The 895-nt window shown below is 50.7% G+C and carries 1 protein-coding gene; it reads right to left on the bottom strand.

Annotated features, from left to right (window positions below):
• Positions 1–26: 26 nt before the first annotated feature.
• The coding region (locus NR125_RS30250; protein WP_256816860.1) for a hypothetical protein at positions 27–895 on the bottom strand (869 nt) is incomplete at its 5' end.

Below are 895 nucleotides of genomic sequence, written 5' to 3'. Positions count from 1 at the left end.
ATTGGGTGAAGTATTTGGAGCTCCGTCTACTCTGTCTCCGGCTGCAAAACTTGCTGCCCTGCCCTTTTCCTTTTTTCCCGCCCGTCCCGGCCCCTCTTTTCCCCCCTCTTTTTCTCTTTCCTCCTCTCTTTCTTCTTTTTCTTCCTCTCCTTCCCTCCTCCTTCCTTCCTCTTTCTCCTTTCCCTCTTCCCTTTCCCCCTCTCCTCCTCCCTTTTCCTCTTCCTCTTCTTCCTCTTTTCCTCTTTTTTCTTTTTTTTCTTCCTTCTTCCTTCCTCTCCCCTTCCTTTCCCTTCCTTCTCCTCTTTTTTCTCTTTTTCCCCTTCTCTTTTCTCTTTTTTTTTTCCTTTCTTTCCTTCTTCCTTCTTTTTCTCTTTCCCCTTCTCCTTCCCTTCCTCTTTTCCCCTCTCCCTCCTCTCCCCCTTTTCCTCCCCCTCCCTCCTTTTTCTTTTCCCTCTCCTCCTTCCCTTCTCCTTCTCCCTCTCTCCTCCTCTCCCTCTTCCCCCCCCCTTTCTCTTCTCCCCCCTCCTCTCCTCTTCCTCCCTCTTTTTCCCCTCCTCCCCCCTCCTTTCCTCCTCTTCCCTCTTCTCTTCCCCTCTTCCCCTCTCCCCTTCTCTCTTCCTCCCCCTCTCTTTCCTCTCCTTTCTCCTCCTCCTTCCTCTTTCCCTCCTCCCTCCTTCCCCCTCCCCTTTCTCTTCCTTTCCCCTTTCCCCCTCCTTCCCCTCCTCCCTCTCCTTCCTTTCTCTTTTCTTCTTCCTCCTCTCTTTTCCCTCCTTTCCCCTTTCTTCTCTTTTCCTTCCCTCCCTCCTTCTCCTCTCCTTTTTCTTCTTCTCTTTCCCTTCTTTCTCTTTTCTCTTTCTTCTCTCTTTCTCCCTTCCCTCTTTCTTTTTTCCTTCTC

Origin of the sequence: Cytobacillus sp. Bac17, assembly GCF_024519925.1 — a bacterium.
Taxonomy (GTDB): Bacteria; Bacillota; Bacilli; order Bacillales; family Cytobacillaceae; genus Cytobacillus; species Cytobacillus pseudoceanisediminis.
This window is presented reverse-complemented; position numbering and strand designations above follow the sequence as displayed.